At 70.0% G+C, this 18,308-nt stretch carries 15 protein-coding genes; 12 read left to right on the forward strand and 3 right to left on the reverse strand.

Annotated features, from left to right (window positions below):
• Position 1: 1 nt before the first annotated feature.
• The 10 genes from Aple_RS41785 (at position 2) to Aple_RS41830 (ending at position 13,507) form a co-directional block, all read left to right on the forward strand.
• Positions 2-1,621 carry an AMP-binding protein gene (locus tag Aple_RS41785; RefSeq protein ID WP_155350305.1) on the forward strand — a complete coding sequence of 540 codons (1,620 nt, stop codon included), beginning with the start codon at positions 2-4 and terminating at the stop codon, positions 1,619-1,621.
• Positions 1,618-2,775 carry a CaiB/BaiF CoA transferase family protein gene (locus Aple_RS41790; RefSeq protein WP_155350306.1) on the forward strand — a complete coding sequence of 386 codons (1,158 nt, stop codon included), beginning with the start codon at positions 1,618-1,620 and terminating at the stop codon, positions 2,773-2,775. Before Aple_RS41785 ends, Aple_RS41790 begins: the two co-directional genes overlap by 4 nt.
• Positions 2,772-3,953: a cytochrome P450 gene (locus tag Aple_RS41795; RefSeq protein ID WP_155350307.1), complete on the forward strand. Its 1,182-nt coding sequence runs from the start codon at positions 2,772-2,774 to the stop codon at positions 3,951-3,953. The genes Aple_RS41790 and Aple_RS41795 overlap by 4 nt, the downstream gene beginning before the upstream one ends.
• A gap of 5 nt (positions 3,954-3,958) precedes the next feature.
• On the forward strand, positions 3,959-4,567 hold the full coding sequence (locus Aple_RS41800; protein ID WP_218038765.1) for a PaaI family thioesterase: 609 nt from the start codon (positions 3,959-3,961) through the stop codon (positions 4,565-4,567).
• A gap of 66 nt (positions 4,568-4,633) precedes the next feature.
• Positions 4,634-6,604 carry an acetoacetate--CoA ligase gene (locus Aple_RS41805; RefSeq protein WP_155350309.1) on the forward strand — a complete coding sequence of 657 codons (1,971 nt, stop codon included), beginning with the start codon at positions 4,634-4,636 and terminating at the stop codon, positions 6,602-6,604.
• Positions 6,605-6,608: 4 nt separating this feature from the next.
• The gene (locus tag Aple_RS41810; protein WP_246265126.1) at positions 6,609-8,159 is read left to right on the forward strand and encodes an AMP-binding protein; all 1,551 of its coding nucleotides are present in this window, start codon (positions 6,609-6,611) and stop codon (positions 8,157-8,159) included.
• 56 nt (positions 8,160-8,215) lie between these two features.
• Positions 8,216-10,240 carry an acetate--CoA ligase family protein gene (locus tag Aple_RS41815; protein WP_170321936.1) on the forward strand — a complete coding sequence of 675 codons (2,025 nt, stop codon included), beginning with the start codon at positions 8,216-8,218 and terminating at the stop codon, positions 10,238-10,240.
• A complete protein-coding gene (locus Aple_RS41820; protein ID WP_155350311.1) occupies positions 10,237-11,364 on the forward strand; it encodes an FAS1-like dehydratase domain-containing protein in 1,128 nt (375 codons plus the stop codon). Before Aple_RS41815 ends, Aple_RS41820 begins: the two co-directional genes overlap by 4 nt.
• A gap of 20 nt (positions 11,365-11,384) precedes the next feature.
• Positions 11,385-12,431 (forward strand): zinc-dependent alcohol dehydrogenase, encoded by a 1,047-nt coding sequence (locus tag Aple_RS41825; RefSeq protein ID WP_170321937.1) that lies wholly within the window; start codon positions 11,385-11,387, stop codon positions 12,429-12,431.
• The gene (locus tag Aple_RS41830; protein WP_155350313.1) at positions 12,428-13,507 is read left to right on the forward strand and encodes an AlbA family DNA-binding domain-containing protein; all 1,080 of its coding nucleotides are present in this window, start codon (positions 12,428-12,430) and stop codon (positions 13,505-13,507) included. The genes Aple_RS41825 and Aple_RS41830 overlap by 4 nt, the downstream gene beginning before the upstream one ends.
• On the opposite strand, the gene Aple_RS41835 is transcribed toward Aple_RS41830, so the two are convergent.
• The 3 genes from Aple_RS41835 to Aple_RS52500 all read right to left on the reverse strand — a co-directional run bounded on the left by Aple_RS41835 (position 13,504) and on the right by Aple_RS52500 (position 15,597).
• Positions 13,504-14,103, reverse strand: coding sequence for a helix-turn-helix domain-containing protein (locus tag Aple_RS41835; RefSeq protein ID WP_170321938.1), 600 nt, complete (start codon positions 14,101-14,103; stop codon positions 13,504-13,506). The two genes, Aple_RS41830 and Aple_RS41835, sit on opposite strands and share 4 nt — an antisense overlap.
• A 79-nt stretch (positions 14,104-14,182) precedes the next feature.
• Positions 14,183-15,403 carry an NAD(P)/FAD-dependent oxidoreductase gene (locus Aple_RS41840; protein ID WP_170321939.1) on the reverse strand — a complete coding sequence of 407 codons (1,221 nt, stop codon included), beginning with the start codon at positions 15,401-15,403 and terminating at the stop codon, positions 14,183-14,185.
• On the reverse strand, positions 15,400-15,597 hold the full coding sequence (locus Aple_RS52500) for a ferredoxin (RefSeq protein ID WP_170321940.1): 198 nt from the start codon (positions 15,595-15,597) through the stop codon (positions 15,400-15,402). The genes Aple_RS41840 and Aple_RS52500 overlap by 4 nt, the downstream gene beginning before the upstream one ends.
• A 192-nt stretch (positions 15,598-15,789) precedes the next feature.
• Here Aple_RS52500 and Aple_RS41845 point away from each other — a divergent pair, with 192 nt between their 5' ends.
• Positions 15,790-16,989, forward strand: coding sequence for an aromatic ring-hydroxylating oxygenase subunit alpha (locus Aple_RS41845; protein WP_155350316.1), 1,200 nt, complete (start codon positions 15,790-15,792; stop codon positions 16,987-16,989).
• 33 nt (positions 16,990-17,022) lie between these two features.
• Complete coding sequence (locus Aple_RS41850) at positions 17,023-18,306, forward strand: M24 family metallopeptidase (protein WP_155350317.1); 1,284 nt, start codon at positions 17,023-17,025, stop codon at positions 18,304-18,306.
• Positions 18,307-18,308 lie beyond the last annotated feature (2 nt).

Consider the following 18,308-nt stretch of genomic DNA (forward strand, 5'->3'; position numbering starts at 1 on the left):
CATGTCCGACTCCTCCGTATTCCTCGACCGCACCCTGACCGGCATGCTGCGCAAGCAGGCGGAGGCGGCGCCCGAGAAGGTGGCCCTGACGATCGTCGGCGAGGATCTCACCTACGCCGACCTGGTCCGTCGATCCGACGCCATGGCCCGCGGCCTGCAGCAGCTTGGTGTCGGGCACGGCTCCGTGGTCGCCGTACTGGCGGAGAACTGTGCCGACCAGGTGGTCATCCAGTTCGCGACGGCCCGGCTGCGGGCCATCGAGGTGATGATCAACACCGCGTACAAGGGGACGTTCCTGTCGCACCAGCTCCGGGTGAGCGGCGCCGAGGTGATCGTGGTCGATGACGCGCTGGTGCCGACCGTGCTGGAGATACTCGGCGAGGTGCCCTCGCTCCGCCACCTCGTGGTGCGGGGTCACCAGACGCCCGGCGTTCCCGGGGTAACGGTGAGCACCATCGCCGAGCTCCGTGACTGCGACGACGGGCCGCTGTCTCTTGTGGATCCCCAGTGGACCGACCCGTCGACGATCACCTTCACGTCCGGGACGACCGGCCCTTCCAAGGGCGCCACGATGACCCAGAACTACCTGTGCAACTTCGCGGAGATCGAAGCGCAGATCTGGTACCGAGGTCCCGAGGACACCTTCTATTCCTGTGGGCCGCTGTTCCACCTCGCGGCGAAGGGCATCGCCGTGCTGGGCGCGATGCGACGCGGAGTGCGCTGCGTTCAGGACGAGCGCCTGAGCGTTTCCGGGTTCTGGCGGCGGATCAGGGAGGAGAACTGCAATGCGACCCTCATGCTCGGTTCCGTGGCGATGCTGCTGTGGACCCGGGAGCCGTCCGACGACGAGGGCATCGACACCGTCGTGGGCGTGCCCGCGCCGCCTCCTTCGCTGCAACCGGCGATGGAGGCACGCTGGAAATGCTCGTTCGAGAGCGTGTACGGCCTGAGCGAGGCGGCCCCGCTCTCGCGCACCGGCCCGGACATCCCGTTGCGGCCGGGATCGTCGGGAAAGATCGTGCGGGAGTACTTCGACGTACGCATCTTCGACGACAACGACTTCGAGCTCCCGCGGGGTGAGATCGGCGAGGTGGTCGTCCGGCCGATGCAGCCCCACTCGATCTTCGAGGGCTACTACGGCGAACCCGAGGCGACGGCCCTCAAGTTCAGAAACCTGTGGTTCCACACCGGTGACCTGGGCCGCATCGACGAGGACGACTACTTCTACTTCGAGGACCGCAAGGACGACTACCTGCGGCGGCGCGGCGAGAACATCTCGTCGTACGAAGTGGAGACCGCGATCATCCGCCACCCCGCGGTGTCGCAGGTCGGCGTGGTGGGCGTGCGGAGCGAGATGGCCGAGCAGGAGGTCAAGGCCAGCGTCGTGCTGCGGGACGGGGCGAGCCTCGGCTACGAGGAGTTCATCGAGCACTGCGTCGCGACCATGCCGTACTTCGCCGTCCCGCGGTATGTGGAGTTCGTCGCGGAACTGCCGTTCACGCCCAGCGGCAAGATGCAGAAGGAGAAGATCCGGGCGACGGGCACGGCCGGTTGCTGGGATCGGGAGCAGGCGGGGATCCGCCTCAGCGGGAAATCCCGGCAGGGTTCGGTGATCGCATGACCGGGCCCCTGGCGGGACTGCGCGTCGTCGAGATTGGGTCGATCGGACCCGGACCGTTCTGCGCCATGATGCTCGCCGACATGGGCGCCGAGGTGATCCGCGTCGACCGCCTGGATAGCGGGGGACCGGTCGGGCCGGGCAGCGACCATGCGCACGAGTTGATGAACCGTGGCCGGCGTTCGGCCGGCGTCGACCTGAAGCACCCGCGTGGGCCCGGTGTCGTGCTGCGCCTCGTCGAGCAGGCCGACGTGTTGATTGAGGGCTTTCGCCCGGGGGTGGCCGAACGTCTGGGTATCGGACCGGAGGTGTGCCTCGCCCGCAATCCGCGGCTTGTGTATGGCCGGATGACCGGCTACGGGCAGGACGGTCCCGGCGCGGAAGCGGTCGGTCATGACCTCAACTACATCGCCGCCAACGGCGTGCTCAGCCTGATCGGCCGACACGGGCAGCCGCCGACGCCGCCGCTGAACCTTGTCGGCGATATCGGCGGAGGCGGCCTCATCCTGGCGTTCGGCCTGCTGGCCGCGCTGTTCGAAAGAACAGTGTCCGGTCGGGGTCAGGTCGTCGACGCGGCCATGGTCGACGGGGCCGCCGTACTGGCGACGCCGTTCTTCGGCTGGGTGCAGACAGGCGAATGGTCGCTCGATCGAGGGACCAACATGATCGACAGTGGCGCGCCCTACTACGAGGTGTACGAGACCGCCGACGGTCGCTGGCTCAGCGTCGCCGCCGTGGAGCCGCGCTTCTACGCCGCCCTGCTGGCGTTGTTCGAACTCGACGCCGCGGACCTGCCTGACCGGGACGATCCAGCGACCTGGCCGGCGCTGAAGGAAATCTTCGCCGCCGTCGTCCGGAGCCGCACGCGCGAGGAGTGGGGTTCTCTGGCCGCCGGTCTGGACGCGTGTGTGGCCCCCGTACTGGGCCCTGAGGAGGTGGAGGCGGACGAGCACCTCAGTGCTCGGGGCACCTTCGTCCGCAAAGATGGCGTTCTGCAGCCTGCCCCCGCGCCCCGGTTCAGCCGTACCCAGGCCCGGTTGACCCGGCCGCCCGCGCGGCCCGGCGAGCACACCGCCGAGGCGCTGGCGGACTGGGGGTTCTCCGCCGCCGACGTCGCGGATCTTCAGGCAGACAAGGTCATCGGGAGCGGCCAATGAGTACCTTCGATGGTTTCGACCTCTACGACCCCGGCTACCTCGCCGACCCCGAGTCGATCTGGAGGCCGATGCGGGACCGCTGCCCGGTGGCCCACACCGACAGTCGCGGCGGCGCGTGGATGCTCTCGCGGCACCGGGACATCTGCGCAGTCGCCCTCGACCCCGAGACCTTCTCGTCCCGGGCGGGCGAGGTCACCGGGCCGGTGCCGACGCCCGGGCGGGAACTGAAGATCCCACCTGTCAGCTCCGACCCGCCGGACCACGCACGCGACCGCAAACTGCTGATGCCGCTGTTCAGCAAGGAGGCGGTCGCCGGGCTCGAACCGCTGACCCGGCGCACGGCGCGCGAATTGGTGGCGTCGATCGTGGGCACGGTCAGGACCGGCCAGCCGGTCGACGCGGTCGAGGAGTACGCGCGCGTGATCCCCGTCGTGGTGACCACGAAGATGCTCGACCTGCCCGCGGCCGACGAGGCGCTGTTCCGGCAGTGGACGCTCCGGATGCTCAAGGACGGCGCGCAAGATTACGCGATCAGGGCTGAGGCCGTCCGAGCCATCCAGAACTACTTCAGGGAACGGCTGCGGTCCCCAGGTGGGGGAGTCATGGGCCACCTGCTCCGCAAGCGGGCCGAGGGCGAGCCCCTGAGCGACGAGCGGATCGTCGGCATGTGCTTCCTCATGCTCATCGCCGGGATCGACACCACGTGGAGCGCCCTCGGTTCGGCGTTGTGGCACCTGGCCACCAACGTCGAGCATCGACGCCTCCTGGCGCGCGAGCCCGAGCTCATCCCCAACGCCGTCGAGGAGTTCCTGCGCGTGTACGCCCCCGTCACCATCGGCAGGGTCGTCACCAGGGACGCCACGCTCGCGGGCCGCACCCTCCGCACCGGCGAGCGGGTGGTGCTGCCGTGGGCCGCGGCCAACCTGGACCCCGCGGTCCACCCGGCGTCGAGCGAGGTGCACATCACGGCAGAACGCCCGCGTCACCTCGCGTTCGGGCTGGGCATCCACCGATGCCTGGGCGCCCAGCTCGCCCAGATGGAACTGCGCGTCGCGCTCGAGGAGTGGCTCACCCGGATCCCGGACTTCGAGCTGGCGTCCCGCGAGGTGTCCTGGAGCGGCGGCAACACCCGCGGGCCGGAGTCGCTTCTGGTCCGGATCCCGCCGGCCGTGCGATGAGCGGGGTGCGCGAGCACTACAACCTGTGGCTCGGCCGGCACCAGCCGCCCGGTACGGAGGATCCCGACTTCATCCGCATGGCCGACGCGGTCCGCAGGTTGCAGGACCAGTTCACCGCCTCGCGCCCGCCACCGGCGCTGGCGGCCCACGCGGCTGACACCATCGAGGACCTGGTCGCCGCGCTCGCGCGGTACCAGGTCGGGGAGCCCGACCAGGTGGCCGGCCGCCAGTTCGCCGCGGTCGGGCGCGGCCAGACGTTCGTGCCGCCGGTGGAGATCGACTCGTTCGACGGGGACTCCGTCACGGCCCGGGTATCCTTCGGGCGGTTCTACCTGGGGAGCAACGGCGCGGTACACGGCGGGGCGATCTCGCTGCTGTTCGACGACCTGCTCGGCCAGGTGGCCAACGCGCCGGGGAAACCGCGATCCCGGACGGCGTCGCTCAGCGTGGACTACCGGCGCGTCATCCCCCTCGAGACCGAGCTGACCGTCACCGCGCACACGAGCAGGGTCGACGGGCGCAAGGTGTTCGTCAGCGGAGCCCTGAGATCTGACGGCCATCTTCTCGCCGAGGCGGTGGGCCTGTTCGTACGCCTGCTGGCCGACCAACAGTGACCGTTGACACATCTAAATTCACAATGCAAAGCTGCACCCACAGTACAAAGAAGGAAGTGATGCCCGATGGACGGCGATGTGCTGTGGACGCCGCCGGCGAACGCCAGGCAGCGGACCAGGATGGGTCAGCTGATGGAGCACGTAGCCGAGCGCTACGGCGTCGACCTGGACACCTACGACGCCTTCTGGCAATGGTCGGTGGACAACGTCGGGACCTTCTACGCCGAGCTGGCCGAGTTCGCCGGGGTCCGGTTCGACACGCCTCCCGAGACCGTGCTCACGACGCTCCGGGTCCCCGACGCGGAATGGTTCGTCGGGGCCACCCTGAACTACGCCGAGCACGTGTTCCGCGGCATGCCGGCGGGCACGGTCATCCGCGCCGTGTCGGAGACGCGCGGCAACCATGACGTGACCGCCGACGAGCTGCGCGCCATGGTCGGGCGCATCCGCCGGGGCCTGGTCGAGATGGGGGTGGGCAAGGGGGACAGGGTCGCCGGCTACCTGCCGCACATCCCGGAGACGATCGCCGCCTTCCTCGCCGTGGCCAGCCTGGGCGCGATCTGGTCGGTGTGCCCGCCGGAGTTCGGCGTGAACAGCGTCGTGGACCGGCTCAGCCAGGTGGCGCCGAAGGTCGTCATCGCGGTCGACGGCTATCGCTTCGGCGGTAAGGACTTCGACCGCGGCGACCTGGTGCGCGAGATCCTGGCCGCGCTGCCGAGCGTGGAGAGCGTGGTGTGGCTGCCGTACCTGAGACCCGACCGGCGGCCGGAAGGCATCAGGACGTGGGACGACGTCTTCGCCGAGCCCGGTGAGGTCGAGTTCGAGAGCGTCCCCTTCGACCACCCGCTGTACGTGCTGTTCACCTCCGGCACGACAGGCCTGCCCAAGGCGGTCCCCCACTCGCACGGCGGTCCGTTGCTGGAGCACCACAAGTGGCTGGGCCTGCACGCCGACGTCGGCCCCGGTGACCGGTTCTTCTGGTTCTCTACCACGGGCTGGGTGGTGTGGAACATCAGCATCTCCGCGCTGACGGCCGGCGCGTCCATCGTCGTGATGGACGGCAGCCCGACCCATGGCGGGCTCGACAAGCAGTGGCGGATGATCGGCGACCTCGGCATCACCCACTTCGGAGCCTCGACGGCGTTCGTGCTGGCCTGCAAGGAAGCGGGCATGGCGCCGGGCAAGGACTTCGACCTCGCGCCGATGCGGGTCGCGCTGATCGGCGGATCACCGTTCCCGCCCGAGGGCTGGGAATGGTTCTACCGCGAGGTCCGGGACGACATCCTGGTGGGCTGCTCCAGCGGAGGCACCGACGTGGCGGGGACGTTCATCGGGGGCTCCCCGCTGGTTCCGGTCCGGTCCGGGCGTCAGGCCTGCGTGTACCTCGGCGTACGCGTCGAGGCGTGGAATGAGGCGGGCAAACCCGTCATCGGCGTGCCCGGCGAGCTCGTCGTGACGACACCGCTGCCGTCGATGCCCAAGGCGCTGTGGGGGGACGACGGGGCGACCCGGCTGCGGGAAACCTACTACCAGAACTTCCCGGACGTCTGGGACCAGCAGGATTGGGCGATCTTCTACGAGGACGGCTCGTGCGCGGTGATCGGCCGGTCCGACGCCACCCTGAACAGGGCCGGTGTACGGCTCGGCCCGTCCGAGTACTACGCCGCGCTCGAGCCGATGCCGGAGATCTTCGAGAGCGTCGTGGTGCACGTCCAGACGGGCTCCAGCAAGGACGGCGAGCTCATGCTCTTCCTCGTCCTCGCGGACGGAGTCCGGCTCGACGACTCCCTGGCGGACCGGATCAGGGCCGAGCTGGCCAGGCGACTGTCGCCGCGGCACGTGCCCGACGTCATCCAGGCCGTCGCGGACCTGCCGAAGACCCTCACGGGCAAGCGCCTGGAGGTCCCCATCCGCCGGATCCTGGAAGGCGCCGATCCGGACACCGTGACCAGCCGTGGCACGCTGGCGAACCCCGAGGCGCTCGGCCCGTTCGTGGAACTCGCCAGGCGGCGGGCCACCGCGAAGACGTCCGGGTAAACCGGTGGACCAACTCGGGTTCGAGCCCTTGACCCCGGTGGCTTTCATCCGGCGCTCGATGCACGTGCACGGCGAGAACATCGCGGTCGTCGACGGCGACCGCACCTTCACCTACGAGCAGTTCGGGGCGCGCAGCCTCGCGCTGACCGGCGTGCTCGCGGCGTACGGCGTGCGGCCGGGCGATCGGGTGGCCGCGCTGTGCACCAACAGCCACGTGATGCTCGAACTGCACAACGCCGTCCCGATGCGCGGCGCCGTGCTCGTGCCGCTGAACATCCGGCTCGCCGTGGACGAGCTGGCGTACATCGTCGAGCATTCCGGAGCGACCCTGCTGGTCACCACGGACGAACTGGTCGCCGCCGCGCGAGAGGTGTGCGAGCGGACCGGCACCCGGCTGCTCGTCGCCGGCGAGACGTACGAATCCGCCGTGGCCAGTGCCGCGCCGGCGACCGTGGACGTCGACGACGAGCGGGCCCTGCTCGCCATCAACTACACCAGCGGCACGACCGGACGGCCCAAGGGCGTGATGTACCACCACCGCGGCGCGTACCTGCAGGCGCTGGCGATGGCGTTCCACGCGGGGCTCACCTCGGACAGCCGGTACCTGTGGACGCTGCCGATGTTCCACTGCAACGGGTGGTGCTTCACCTGGGCGGTCACGGCGGCGGGCGGCACGCACGTCTGCCTGCGTGCCGTGGATCCGGCGGTGATCTGGCGCCGGTTGCGCGGCGACGGCATCACCCACCTGAGCGGGGCGCCCGCGGTGCTGCGGCTCATCTCCGACGCCGACGGAGCGGCCGGGCCTCGGCTCGCGGCGACGGTCCGCGTCGGCACCGGAGGCGCGCCTCCCTCTCCGGCGCTGCTGCGGCGGTTCGAGGCGCTGAACATGTCGGTGCAGCATCTCTACGGTCTCACCGAGACCTTCGGGCCCATCGTGGTGAACGACTGGCAGAGCCGGTGGGACGCGGGCTCCCCGGAGACGGTGGCCAGGCTGAAGGCGCGGCAGGGCGTGGGCAACGTGATCGCCACGCCCGTCCGTGTCGTCGACGCCGAGGGACGGGACGTGCCGGCCGACGCCCGGACCTCGGGTGAGATCGCCGTGCGCGGCAACAACGTCATGCTCGGCTACTACCGGGACGCGGAGGCGACCGCCGCGGCGGTCCCGGACGGCTGGTTCCGGACCGGAGACCTCGCGGTGCGCCATCCCGACGGGTACATCGAGATCACCGACCGCCGCAAGGACGTGATCATCTCGGGCGGCGAGAACATCGCCTCCGTCGAGGTCGAGCGGGTTCTCGACGGCCATCCGGCGGTGCTCGAAAGCGCGGTCGTGGGGGTGCCGGACGAGCGCTGGGGCGAGGTGCCGGTCGCCTACGTGAGCGTCCGTCCGGGGTCTGCGGTGTCAGCCGAAGAGCTGGTGGCCTTCGTGCGTACGCACCTGGCCGGGTTCAAGGTTCCGAAGGCCTTCGTCTTCGGCGAGATCCCCAAGACCTCGACCGGAAAAACACAGAAGCACCTCCTCCGAGGGCAAGCCCGCGACAAGGATTTGCACTGACAGTGTAAGTATTGTACTGTGAGCAAATGGGAATTGGGCAGGGAAGGGGTGGCCGCGTGCGACTGGAGGGGAGCGCCCTGGTCGAGCTGCTGGCTCGGCCGGCCAGCGTCGCCGTGGTGGGCGCGTCAGCCGACCCGCAGCGGTTGTCCGGTCGGCCGCTGGACTACCTCAAGCGACTCGGGTACGCAGGACGGCTCTACGCCGTCAACGCGCGGGCCGACCTCCCCGAGGTCACCACGGTGCGGACCCTGCTCGATCTCGAGCCTGGCTCGGTCGACGTCGCCCTGGTGGCCCTGCCCGCGCAGGGAGTGGTCGCCGCGCTGCGCCAGGCCGAGGAGATCGGCGTCAAGGCTGCGGTCGTCATCGCCAGCGGCTTCGAGGACCGCGACGGGCCGGCTCGCCGGGACCTGGACCGCCTGGCCGCCACGAGCACGCTGCGGATCATCGGCCCCAACTGCGTCGGGACCGTGGGGGTCGCCGCGTCGGCGTATCTGACCTTCTCCAGCGTGCTGCTGCAGGACCTGCCGCGGCCCGGCAGGGTCGGACTGGTCACCCAGAGCGGCGCCCTCGGGAACAGCCTTCTGCAGAGCCTGATCCGCCGGCACGTGGGATTGAACCAGTGGTTCAGCACGGGTGACGAGACCGGCACCGGCGCCATCGAGCTCGCCACCGGGCTGCTGGAGCTGCAGGACGTGGACGCCGTCGGCATGTTCCTGGAGGGCGTGACCGACCGGCAATGGCTCGGCCGGCTCGAGTCCGCGCTCCGCTCGACGGGCAAACCGCTGTTCGTGCTCAAGGCGGCCCACAGCGAGAGCGGGCGGATGGCGGCGGCCGGGCACACCGGTCGCGTCGTCGGATCGGCGGACGCGTCGGAGGCCATCCTCGCGCATGCGGGCGTCCGGCAGGTCGCCAGCCTCGCCGAGCTGGCCGACGCGCTCGTGGTGGCCGGGGTGAATCCCGGACTGCCGCGCACGGAGCGCCCGTCGGTGTCCTTGGTGTCGGTATCCGGCGCCGCCGGTGTGATCGGCGCCGACCTGGTCGCTCAGGACCCTCGGCTGCGCATGGCCGAGGTCGCGGGCGAGAACCTTACGTTAGACGCGCGGTTGCACCCCCAGAACCCGCTCGACGTGCCGTTCATCAATGAGACCGGGGTCTTCACCGACGCCGTCACGACGATGAGCACGAGCCGGTCGGTGGACATCGTGGTCGGCGTGGAAACCTCACTCGCGCACGACCGAGAGGAACTCGTCGCGAAGGTGGTCGCCGCCCCGCCCGCCGCGCCCGTCGTCCTGACCTCGCTGTCCGAGGACGACACCATGCCCGCGCACCTGACCGAGGCGCTTCGCGGCGCGGGCATCGCCTACCTGCCGACGGTCGACCGGGCGGTGCGCGCGATCGCGCTGTGCGCCGCCGAGAGCACCGAGCCGGAAAGCGGCCATTCGACTTCAGCGGACCTTCGCGGGATCGAGTGGGTGGCCGATTGCCTCCCCGACGACCTGCCCTGGGTTCGCTGGCGCCTGCTCGCCGATGAACCGGCGCCAGAACCTCCCTACGTCGTCAAGGCCGCGGGCAGGACGATCCTGCACCGCACGGAGCTGGGGGCCGTGCGCGTCGTGCGGACAGCCGACGAGGCAGCCGAGGCTGTCGACGCGGTCCTGGCGGTGTGCCGCCAGTACGGCGACGCCGTGATGGTGCAGGACTTCGCGCCGGACGGCTTCGAAGTCATGGTCTCCGTGGCCGACGATCCGGAGTTCGGCCCGGTGGCCTTCATCCGTCCCGGCGGGACGCTGGCCGAGCTGATGTCCGGCCAGGCGGTGATCTGGAGCGGCTGGCCGGAGCGGCGCCGCCTCGAGGTGCTGCGCGGCTCCCGGATCGGTGAGCTGCTGGAGTCCTACCGCGGCGGAAAGCGCTACGACGTCGAGGAACTGTCCCGCGTGGTGTCCCAGGCGCTCACCGCGGTCGCGGGCGACCTGGAGTTCCTCGAGCTCAACCCGGTCATCGTGCACGAGGCCGGGGTCAGTCTCGTGGACGCGGCCGGCCGGCCTCGCCCCAACAGCCCAGAAGGAGCGGCATCGGCATGACAGCGGTCAACTTCGACCTGATCTCGGACATCACGGAGGCGGAGATCGCGCGGGTCACCTCGCTCGAGGGAACGCCGATCAGGATCGAGCAGTGGAACCACGAGGCGTCCTGGGATTCGGTACGGCACTACGCCTGGGGTCTCGGCGACGACAACCCGCTCTATTGCGACCCCGCGTACGCCGAGGCGACGCCGTACGGAACGCTGATCGCGCCCCCGACGTTCCCCTTCACCGCCTTCGACGGCGCCATCGGAGCGGGGCTGCCCGGCGTCCAGCCGGTGTACGCGGGCACCGACTGGACGTTCCACCGGCGGCTCAGGCGAGGCGATCGCATCGTCGCGTCCGCCACCCTCGGCCCGGTCGTCCGCCGGTCCGGGCGCAACGCGGCCGATATGGTCATCCAGTCGGCGCTCTGCCGCTACGAGAACCAGGACGGCGAGCTGATCGCCGAGTCCGTCGCGCGCACGTTCCGAGTCCCCCGCCGCGCCGCGACCGACGGGCTGTCGTTCGAGCCCCGCGACGAGGCGGTGTGGTCCGACGCCGAACTCGACGCGATCCGGTCGGAGGCGGTGTCGGAATACCGGCGAGGGCCCGAGGATCTCAGTGGCGTGGCGGTGGGCGACGAGGTGCCCGCCGTCGTCAAGGGGCCCATCGGACGCATCGACATGACGGCGTACTACGCCGGATGTCCGGGCAGCCCTGGCTACAAGTCCGTCGAGATAGCCTGGAAGTACCGCGAATGGGCGCGCACCGACCCGCAGCGGCTGCCGTCCAACTACGACCCGTCGTACTTCTGGGAGCGGGTGCTCCCGAGCATCGGCCACCAGGACGCCACCGCCGCCCGCGAGCTCGGCATGCCGGGGGCCTACAACAACGGTCCGCAACGGGTCGGCTGGTTCGCCCACTGCGTGTCGAACTGGATGGGCGACGGCGCGTTCCTGGCCGGCTTGAACGTCAGGCTCACCCACCCGGAGATCTTCGGCGACGTGGTCCGCATCAGCGGTACGGTCACCGAAGTGGCCGGGGAACGCTACACCCTGGACCTGACGGCGACCAACCATCTCGGCGAACGGACCGCGTCCGCGACCGCCGTGGTCGTCGCCGACGACTACGGCCGGGCGTGAACCGATCCGGAAGGACGACCATGAAGGCGCTGCGCGTGACCCGGGGCGAGGCGGGTGCCCACCTCGCCGAGGTTCCCGTCCCCGTGCCGCAGGACGACGAGGTCCTCATCCAGGTCACCGCGGCCGGGCTCTGCGGCACCGACGTGCAGGCCGCGTTCCGCCCGGAGGCCCGGCTGATCACCAGGCCGGAGCTGACCCTGGGGCACGAGCCCGCGGGCCGGATCGTCGCCCTGGGCCGGGCGGTGCGCGGCTGGGCGACCGGTGACCGGGTGGCCGTCTCCTCGATCGTCATCTGCGGACGCTGCCACCTGTGCTCCCAGGGGATGAGCGAGATCTGCGCGCGCGGCTCGATCATCGGCCTGAACCACGACGGCGCGGTCGCCGAATACATGACCGCCCCGGCCGTCAACCTGGTCCGTCTGCCCGACGCGGTGACCGACGAGGTGGGCGCCATCCTGACCGACGCGATACCGACGCCGTTCCACGCGCTGTACCAGCGTGGGCGGCTGCAGCCCGGGGAGACCGTCGCCGTCTTCGGCGTCGGCGGGCTCGGCCAGCACGCCGTGCAACTGGCGAAGGCGTTCGGCGCGGCTCGGATCATCGCCGTCGACATCAGAGCCGAGCAGCTCGAGCACGCTCTGTCGCTGGGGGCCGACCATGCCTTCCGCGCCGACGACGAGAAGCTCGGCGACCTGATACGGGAGGCCAACGGTGGCCGCGGCGTCGACCTGGCGGGCGTCTTCGTCGGCTCGTCGGCGGCGATCGCCGCGGCGTTCCGCTCGGTGGGCAAGGGGGGTCGCATGGTCGTCGTCGGGCTCACCGACGACAACCTCGTCCTGCCGCCCTCGGCGGCCTTGGCCCGCCGGGAGATTTCGATCATCGGCTCGGGCGGATTCCGGCTCGACACGATCGAGCAGCTCGTGGCGCTGGTGGCGGCCGGTCGGCTGGATTTCTCCCGCTCCGTCTCGAACGTGCTAGAACTCGACGAGGCGGAATCGGCCCTCGACCTGCTCCGGGGTCACCACGGCTCGGTCCGGCGGGTGGTCGTGGCGCCGAAGGGGGAATGATGACTGACCGGTCCAGCGGCACGACCGCTGGCGCGATCAAGGCGGGCATCGAGAGGTTCCGCCTCGCCGACCGTCCGGACGTGGCGGTGCTGTACCCCGATGTGTGCTTCGCCTCGATCGAGGCGGTGGGTGAGGTGACGATCTCCCTGCTGGTCGACTCCGTGCTGACCGGCTGGCGTCCCGAGGCGCAGCTGACCACACCTGGATCGGCGCCCTTTCCGATCGCGTCGCTGGTGGTGTCGCGTGACTCCGCCGCGCGTTTCCACCCGGAGCTGAGCAACCGCGACCCGGTTGAGATCCAGGTGTGGGCGGACGGCCGGGTCACGGTCGAGGTCGAGTTCCAGGGATCCGACGTGACGATGGTCGGGGAGCAGTGGCGGTCCACCGCGCGCGACGTGCTCGCGGAGTGGGCCCGGGAATCCGGCGCCGAGCTGCTGTCGGTCTTCAACGACCGGTCCAGGTCCCTGCCCGATGTGTGGAACGCCACGTTCGCCGTACCCACTGCGGATCGGACCGTTCGCGACCTCGTCGAGCTGGGGACGCGCGCGCTGCGCACGGCCGAGCTGTCGATGACCGGGTGGGGTGCGGAACAGGACATCCGGCGGCTGCTCGCCGACGGCGATGCCCATGCGGTGCTCGGCTGGCCGCCCTCCGCCGTCCTCGAACTGCGGGCGGCCCTGCCCAAGGGCTCCGGCGAACTCGACTTCGCGGCCGACGTGTGCGCCTTCGCCAACGGGGTCCGAGGCGGGACGATCATCGTGGGCGTGGCCCGCGAGCCGGCCCGGCTGACCCCCGTCCACGGCGACGAGGGCCTCGTCCGGCGCATCATCGAGGAGCGGGTCTTCCCGGTCCCGGAACGGCTGTCCGTGCACCAGGTCGCAAACATCCTGGTCGTCCGCGTCCCTCCGCAGGACCGGCTGATCCGTCCCTTCCTGCTCCGCGTCGCCAGCGGGGGCCTGGAGGCTTTCGCGGTCGTCGAGCGGTACGGCGTCGAGACCCGGGCACGGAGCGCGGCGGCGATGCACACCGCTCTCGCGGTCGGCGCCGCGGCCCTGCTGCCGAGAACGGACGGTTAGAACGTCGGCGGCGTGATCACCCAGATCGCGACGAGGTCCTCGTCACCGACGCTCTCCCAGGAATGCGGGCGGGTGCTGGGGAAGTAGATCGCGTCACGGGGGTTGAGCACCCACTCGTTGCTGCCGACCATGAACTTCATGGCGCCCGAGATGACGACACCGCATTCCTCGCCCTCGTGGACGTGCGGATGCCCGCCGCTGCCCTGCCCCGGCGCCGCCTCGACCCAGATGATCTCCATGCTCTTCTGCAGGTTGGGCGAGAGCAGCTCGTTGGCGATCTGCGTGCCGGGATACACGATGCGTCGTCGTTCCCCGGCCCGGAGCACCGCGACCTCGTCGTCGGTGGTGGGCGGCTGGCCGGCTTTGGGGAAGGAGTTCTCCAGCAGTTCACCCACGCTGAAGCCGAGCGCGCTGACCAGGGACTTGAGGCTGGACAGGGTGGGGTTGGCGACACCGCGTTCGACCTGGCTGACGAAGCTGGTGGAGACCCCGGCCCGTTCGGCGAGCTGGGACAGGCTCATCCGCTGAGCCTGACGCCGCTCCCGGATGAGGCCGCCGAGCGCGACGGCGTCAAGGCTGTCGTCTCCCTCTTTCATGGCGGCGACGCTATCGTATGGGCGGCCGTTCGAACGCCGCGTCACCGAGCGCGCAGGGGGTGTGCTACGACTGGCCATCTCAGGCTCCGTACGCGATCGGGCCTGGCACCGAGGGCGTCAGGCGTCCGGCAAGGTGTTCGGCCAGCCGGCTCATCGGCTGGCCGGCGGCGAGGGAACGGCGACCCTGCACGGCGACCTGCGGCCAGTTGACCGTGAGCACGCCACCCAGTTCGTCGTCATCCCGCGCCCAGAGGACCGCGAACCGGTCCCCGTCTTGCACCAGATGGTGGGCGCCGGTCCCCGGAGTCCCGGCGATCTGGATCTTCCAGTCGTGCTGGTTGCTCCAGACGTAGTCGAGCGACAGGTGTTCGCGGGGTGATTCCTGGTTCAGGATGTTGTGGGCCACGACTCCCGCCTGCTCTACCGCGCTGGTCCAGTGTTCCGACCGCAGGAGAAGCTTACGCGCGGGATGCCACCAACGCGCCGTGTCGCCTACCGCGTAGACGTCTGTCGCGTTCTGGGCCCTGCCCCCGGCGTCGCAGACGACGCCCGAGTCGACGGCCAGTCCCGAGCCGGTCAGCCACTCGGTGTTGAGTTCGGTGCCGAGACCGGCCACGGCCACGTCGGCGGCGATCTCGGTGCCGTCGCCGAGGCGGGCGCGGAACCGTCCACCGCGCTCCGCGATCTCATCGAGAGTGGCCCCGAAGTGCGTGTTGACCCCGTGGCGCCGGTGCAGATCGGCGAACAGCGCACCGATCTCGGCGCCGAAGTGCCGCGCCATCGGCACCTCGGCGATGTCGATCAGGTGCACCTCGAGCCCCAGGCCTCGCGCGGCGGAGGCGACCTCGGCTCCGATGAATCCGGCCCCGATCACCAGGACCGAGCGGGCGCGCCGGAGGGCGGTCCGCAGATTCACCGCGTCCTCCCAGCACCGCACGTCCAGCACCCCGGGCCACGGCGAGGTTCTGGCACGCGCGCCCGTGGCCACCACGAGTGCCTCCTGGTAGCCGAGCGATCTCCCGTCGGAGAGACCGACTTCGCGCTCGGTCACGTCGAGGCTGGTCGCCGCCACGCCGAGGGCGAGCTCCAGCCGGAGGTTCTCCGCCTCCTCGGCCGTCAGCAGCGACGGGAAGACCGGTTCGTCCGCCAGCAGCACATCCTTGGACAGCGGTGGCCGGTCGTAGGGGAGGTGCCGTTCCCGGTCCACGATCGTGATGCTCCCGGCGTACCCGCCGGCGCGCAGCCGCTGGGCGGTGCGGACGCCGGCGACGGAGCCGCCGACGATCAGGACGCCGGTCACCTGCTCTCCAGCTGGAGCGCGGAGACCGGGCAGCTGGAGACGGCCAGCTCGACCCGCTGGAGGTCGGCCGCGGCGACATCCAGGCGGATCAGGCGCACGACGCCGTCCTCGGTGAGTTCGCAGTAGTCGTCGGCCTCGAAGACGCAGTTGCCGTAGCCCTCGCACAGCTCGAGGTCGACGTTGAGTCGGGTCACCCGTGCTCCCCTCTAATGATCATGCACTACGAGTGCTGATGGATTGAATTGCAAGTGTAATCTGTGTCACTATCCATGCCTGTTTAGCTCTGTGACGGGCGAGTTTGACCTTGACACCCTCAGCACACGAGTGAAAGCATACACCATGAGTGTAAACGATCAACGCCGTTCCACGGCGGGAAGGGAGCGTTCGTGACGACCGAGACCGAGTCACCGAACCGCCGTTCTCCCCGGCAGCGCCACTCCAAGGCGGTCGACGTGGCGCGCCGCGGCCTCTCCCTGGTGATGAACCACTCGAACGAGCAGGCCGACGCGATCTACGAGCAGCCCGCGAGCCGGTACGTCGACCTGGACCGGTTCGAAGCGGAGAAGCGGGTGCTGTTCCGCGAGCGGCCGGTCTTCGCCGGGCTCAGCGTGGAACTGCCGACCCCGGGGGCGTACAAGACCCTCGACCTGCCCGGCTGCCCGCTCGTCATCGCCCGCCAGGCGGACGGCTCGCTGCGCGCCTTCATCAACGCCTGCCTGCACCGCGGCGCCAACGTCGCGTACGACGCCGGGTCGGCGCGGACCTTCGTCTGCAAGTTCCACGGCTGGGCCTACAACCTGGACGGCACGCTGCGCAAGGTACGCGGCGGGGACAACTTCGGGCAGCTCGACCCCGCCTGTAACGGGCTCGCGCAGGTCGCGGTGGCCGAGAAGTACGGGCTGATCTTCGTGCGCGGGACGCGCCTGGCCGACGCCCCGGAGCCGATCGACGTCGACGAGGTGCTGTGCGGGCTCGGACCGCAGTTCGCTGAGTGGGGCCTGGAAATGGACCTGGCCGCGCCGGCCATCCACCCGCCGGTCGTCACCGCGTCGAACTGGAAGCTGGCCGTCGACGGCTACCTGGAGCCGTACCACTTCGCCTCGCTGCACAAGACGACCGTCGCCAAGTACAACAACTCCAACCAGGCCACCGTCGACCTCTACGGGCCCCACGTCATGAGCGGCTTCCTCGGCCGCAGGATCAGTGAGCTGGCCGAGGTCGACGAGGGCGAGTGGCCCCTGATGCGCCACGTGCAGCTCATCTACTTCCTGTTCCCCAACGTCATCCTGTCGGTCATGCAGGACCACGTGGAGTATTCGCTGATCCTGCCCGGCCGGTCGGTCGCGGAGAACGTGATGCATCACAACTACTTCGCCTACACCGACTGGGCCAACGCGGACGTGCACCACAAGCGGTTCCACAACACGCAGTGGATCCTCACCGCCGAAGACATCCCGATGGCCGAGGAGTGCCACCGCAACATCGCCCAGGGCGCCATCGACAAGTTCTACTTCGGCCGCAACGAGCCCGCGCTGCAGCACTTCCACAAGACCATCGAGACGGAGTTGGCCACCCCCCAGCACTGACCGGCCCGACCACTCCGCCCAAGGGAGATCTACGTGTCACAGCACCCCATCCCAGCGCCCCTGCAGTACGCCGACAAGCTGCACTTCGGGCCGACGACCAACGACACCCACGAGGGCATCGACACCAACCGGATGCGCGAGCAGCGTGCCGCCCGGATGCGGGCGATCATGCGCGCGGCGAACATCCCGGCGCTGCTCGTGACGGGCGCGGAAAACGTCCGGTACCTCTGCGGTTTCTTCTGGTCGGAGTTCCAGCTCCAGGCAGGCTACGCGCTGTTCTTCGTGGATCACCCTCCGGTGGTCTTCGCCCCGGCGGGCTCCTATCACCAGATGCCGGACCAGGCCCCGTGGATCCCCGAGTGGCGGATCGCGCGCACCTGGCTGGAGGGGCCGGTCCCGGAGTCGGCCGCCGAGGCCGAGGCCAAGCTGTTCGCCGACGGGATCGCCGCGGAGCTCAACGAGCGCGGCCTCGGCCGGGAACCGCTGGCCGTCAGCGAGTTCGGCGAGCGGGCGGTGTCCGCCCTGATCAACATGGGCATCGAAGTACGTCCCGGGCTGCCGCTGCTCATGGAGAGCGCCCGCGTCAAGACGCCCGACGAGATCAACTGCCTCAAGATGATCGCCTCCATCAGCTCCTCCGGCTTCCATCGGGCGCTGGAGACCCTCCGGCCGGGCGTCCTGCAGAGCACGGTCGCCAAGGAGGTCAAGCGCGCCGTCGAGGACGCCGGCGCCGAGTTCGGGGCGTCGAAGGTGATGGCCGGCCCGCTGGCGTTCGAGCGCGGCATCAGCAGCAGCGACCGGCGCATCGAGTACGGCGACCTGGCCTACGTGCTCACCTGCGGCAGCTCCTACCTCGGCTACACGGCGTGCCTCTACCGGCAGTACATCGTCGGCCGCCGCCCGACCGCCGAGGAGTCCGGCTGGTACGACACGCTGCGGGACCGGCTCGACTCGGTGATCGGCGAGCTGCGCCCCGGAGCCAGCACGGCCGACGCCGCCAGGCACTTCGCGCCCGCGAGCAAGTGGGGTTACCCGGACGAGGCGGAACTGCTCACCGTCGAGTTCGGGCACGGCATCGGCCTGGTGAACGCCGGATCGCGTTTCGTGCACTACAACCCGCCGATCATCAACCGGCAGTGGTCCTTCGAACACCCGGAGGAGATCGAGCCCGGCATGGTGATCGCGGTCGAGGGGATCGAGGGCGTGCACCGCAAGAACGGCGTACGCCTCGAGACGATGGTCGTGATCACCGAAACCGGGCCGGAGGCGATCGACTTCTACCCGCGTCACGAGATCCTGGCCGCCAGTGTCATCTGAAA

The organism is Acrocarpospora pleiomorpha (assembly GCF_009687885.1).
Classification (GTDB): Bacteria; Actinomycetota; Actinomycetes; order Streptosporangiales; family Streptosporangiaceae; genus Acrocarpospora; species Acrocarpospora pleiomorpha.

Coding starts and splice junctions, on each gene's coding strand:
- Aple_RS41825 (WP_170321937.1), top strand. CDS start 11,385: ATGAAGGCGCTGCGCGTGACCCGGGGCGAGGCGGGTGCCCACCTCGCC.
- Aple_RS41790 (WP_155350306.1), top strand. CDS start 1,618: ATGACCGGGCCCCTGGCGGGACTGCGCGTCGTCGAGATTGGGTCGATC.
- Aple_RS41805 (WP_155350309.1), top strand. CDS start 4,634: ATGGACGGCGATGTGCTGTGGACGCCGCCGGCGAACGCCAGGCAGCGG.
- Aple_RS41820 (WP_155350311.1), top strand. CDS start 10,237: ATGACAGCGGTCAACTTCGACCTGATCTCGGACATCACGGAGGCGGAG.
- Aple_RS41835 (WP_170321938.1), bottom strand. CDS start 14,103: ATGAAAGAGGGAGACGACAGCCTTGACGCCGTCGCGCTCGGCGGCCTC.
- Aple_RS41785 (WP_155350305.1), top strand. CDS start 2: ATGTCCGACTCCTCCGTATTCCTCGACCGCACCCTGACCGGCATGCTG.
- Aple_RS41795 (WP_155350307.1), top strand. CDS start 2,772: ATGAGTACCTTCGATGGTTTCGACCTCTACGACCCCGGCTACCTCGCC.
- Aple_RS41830 (WP_155350313.1), top strand. CDS start 12,428: ATGATGACTGACCGGTCCAGCGGCACGACCGCTGGCGCGATCAAGGCG.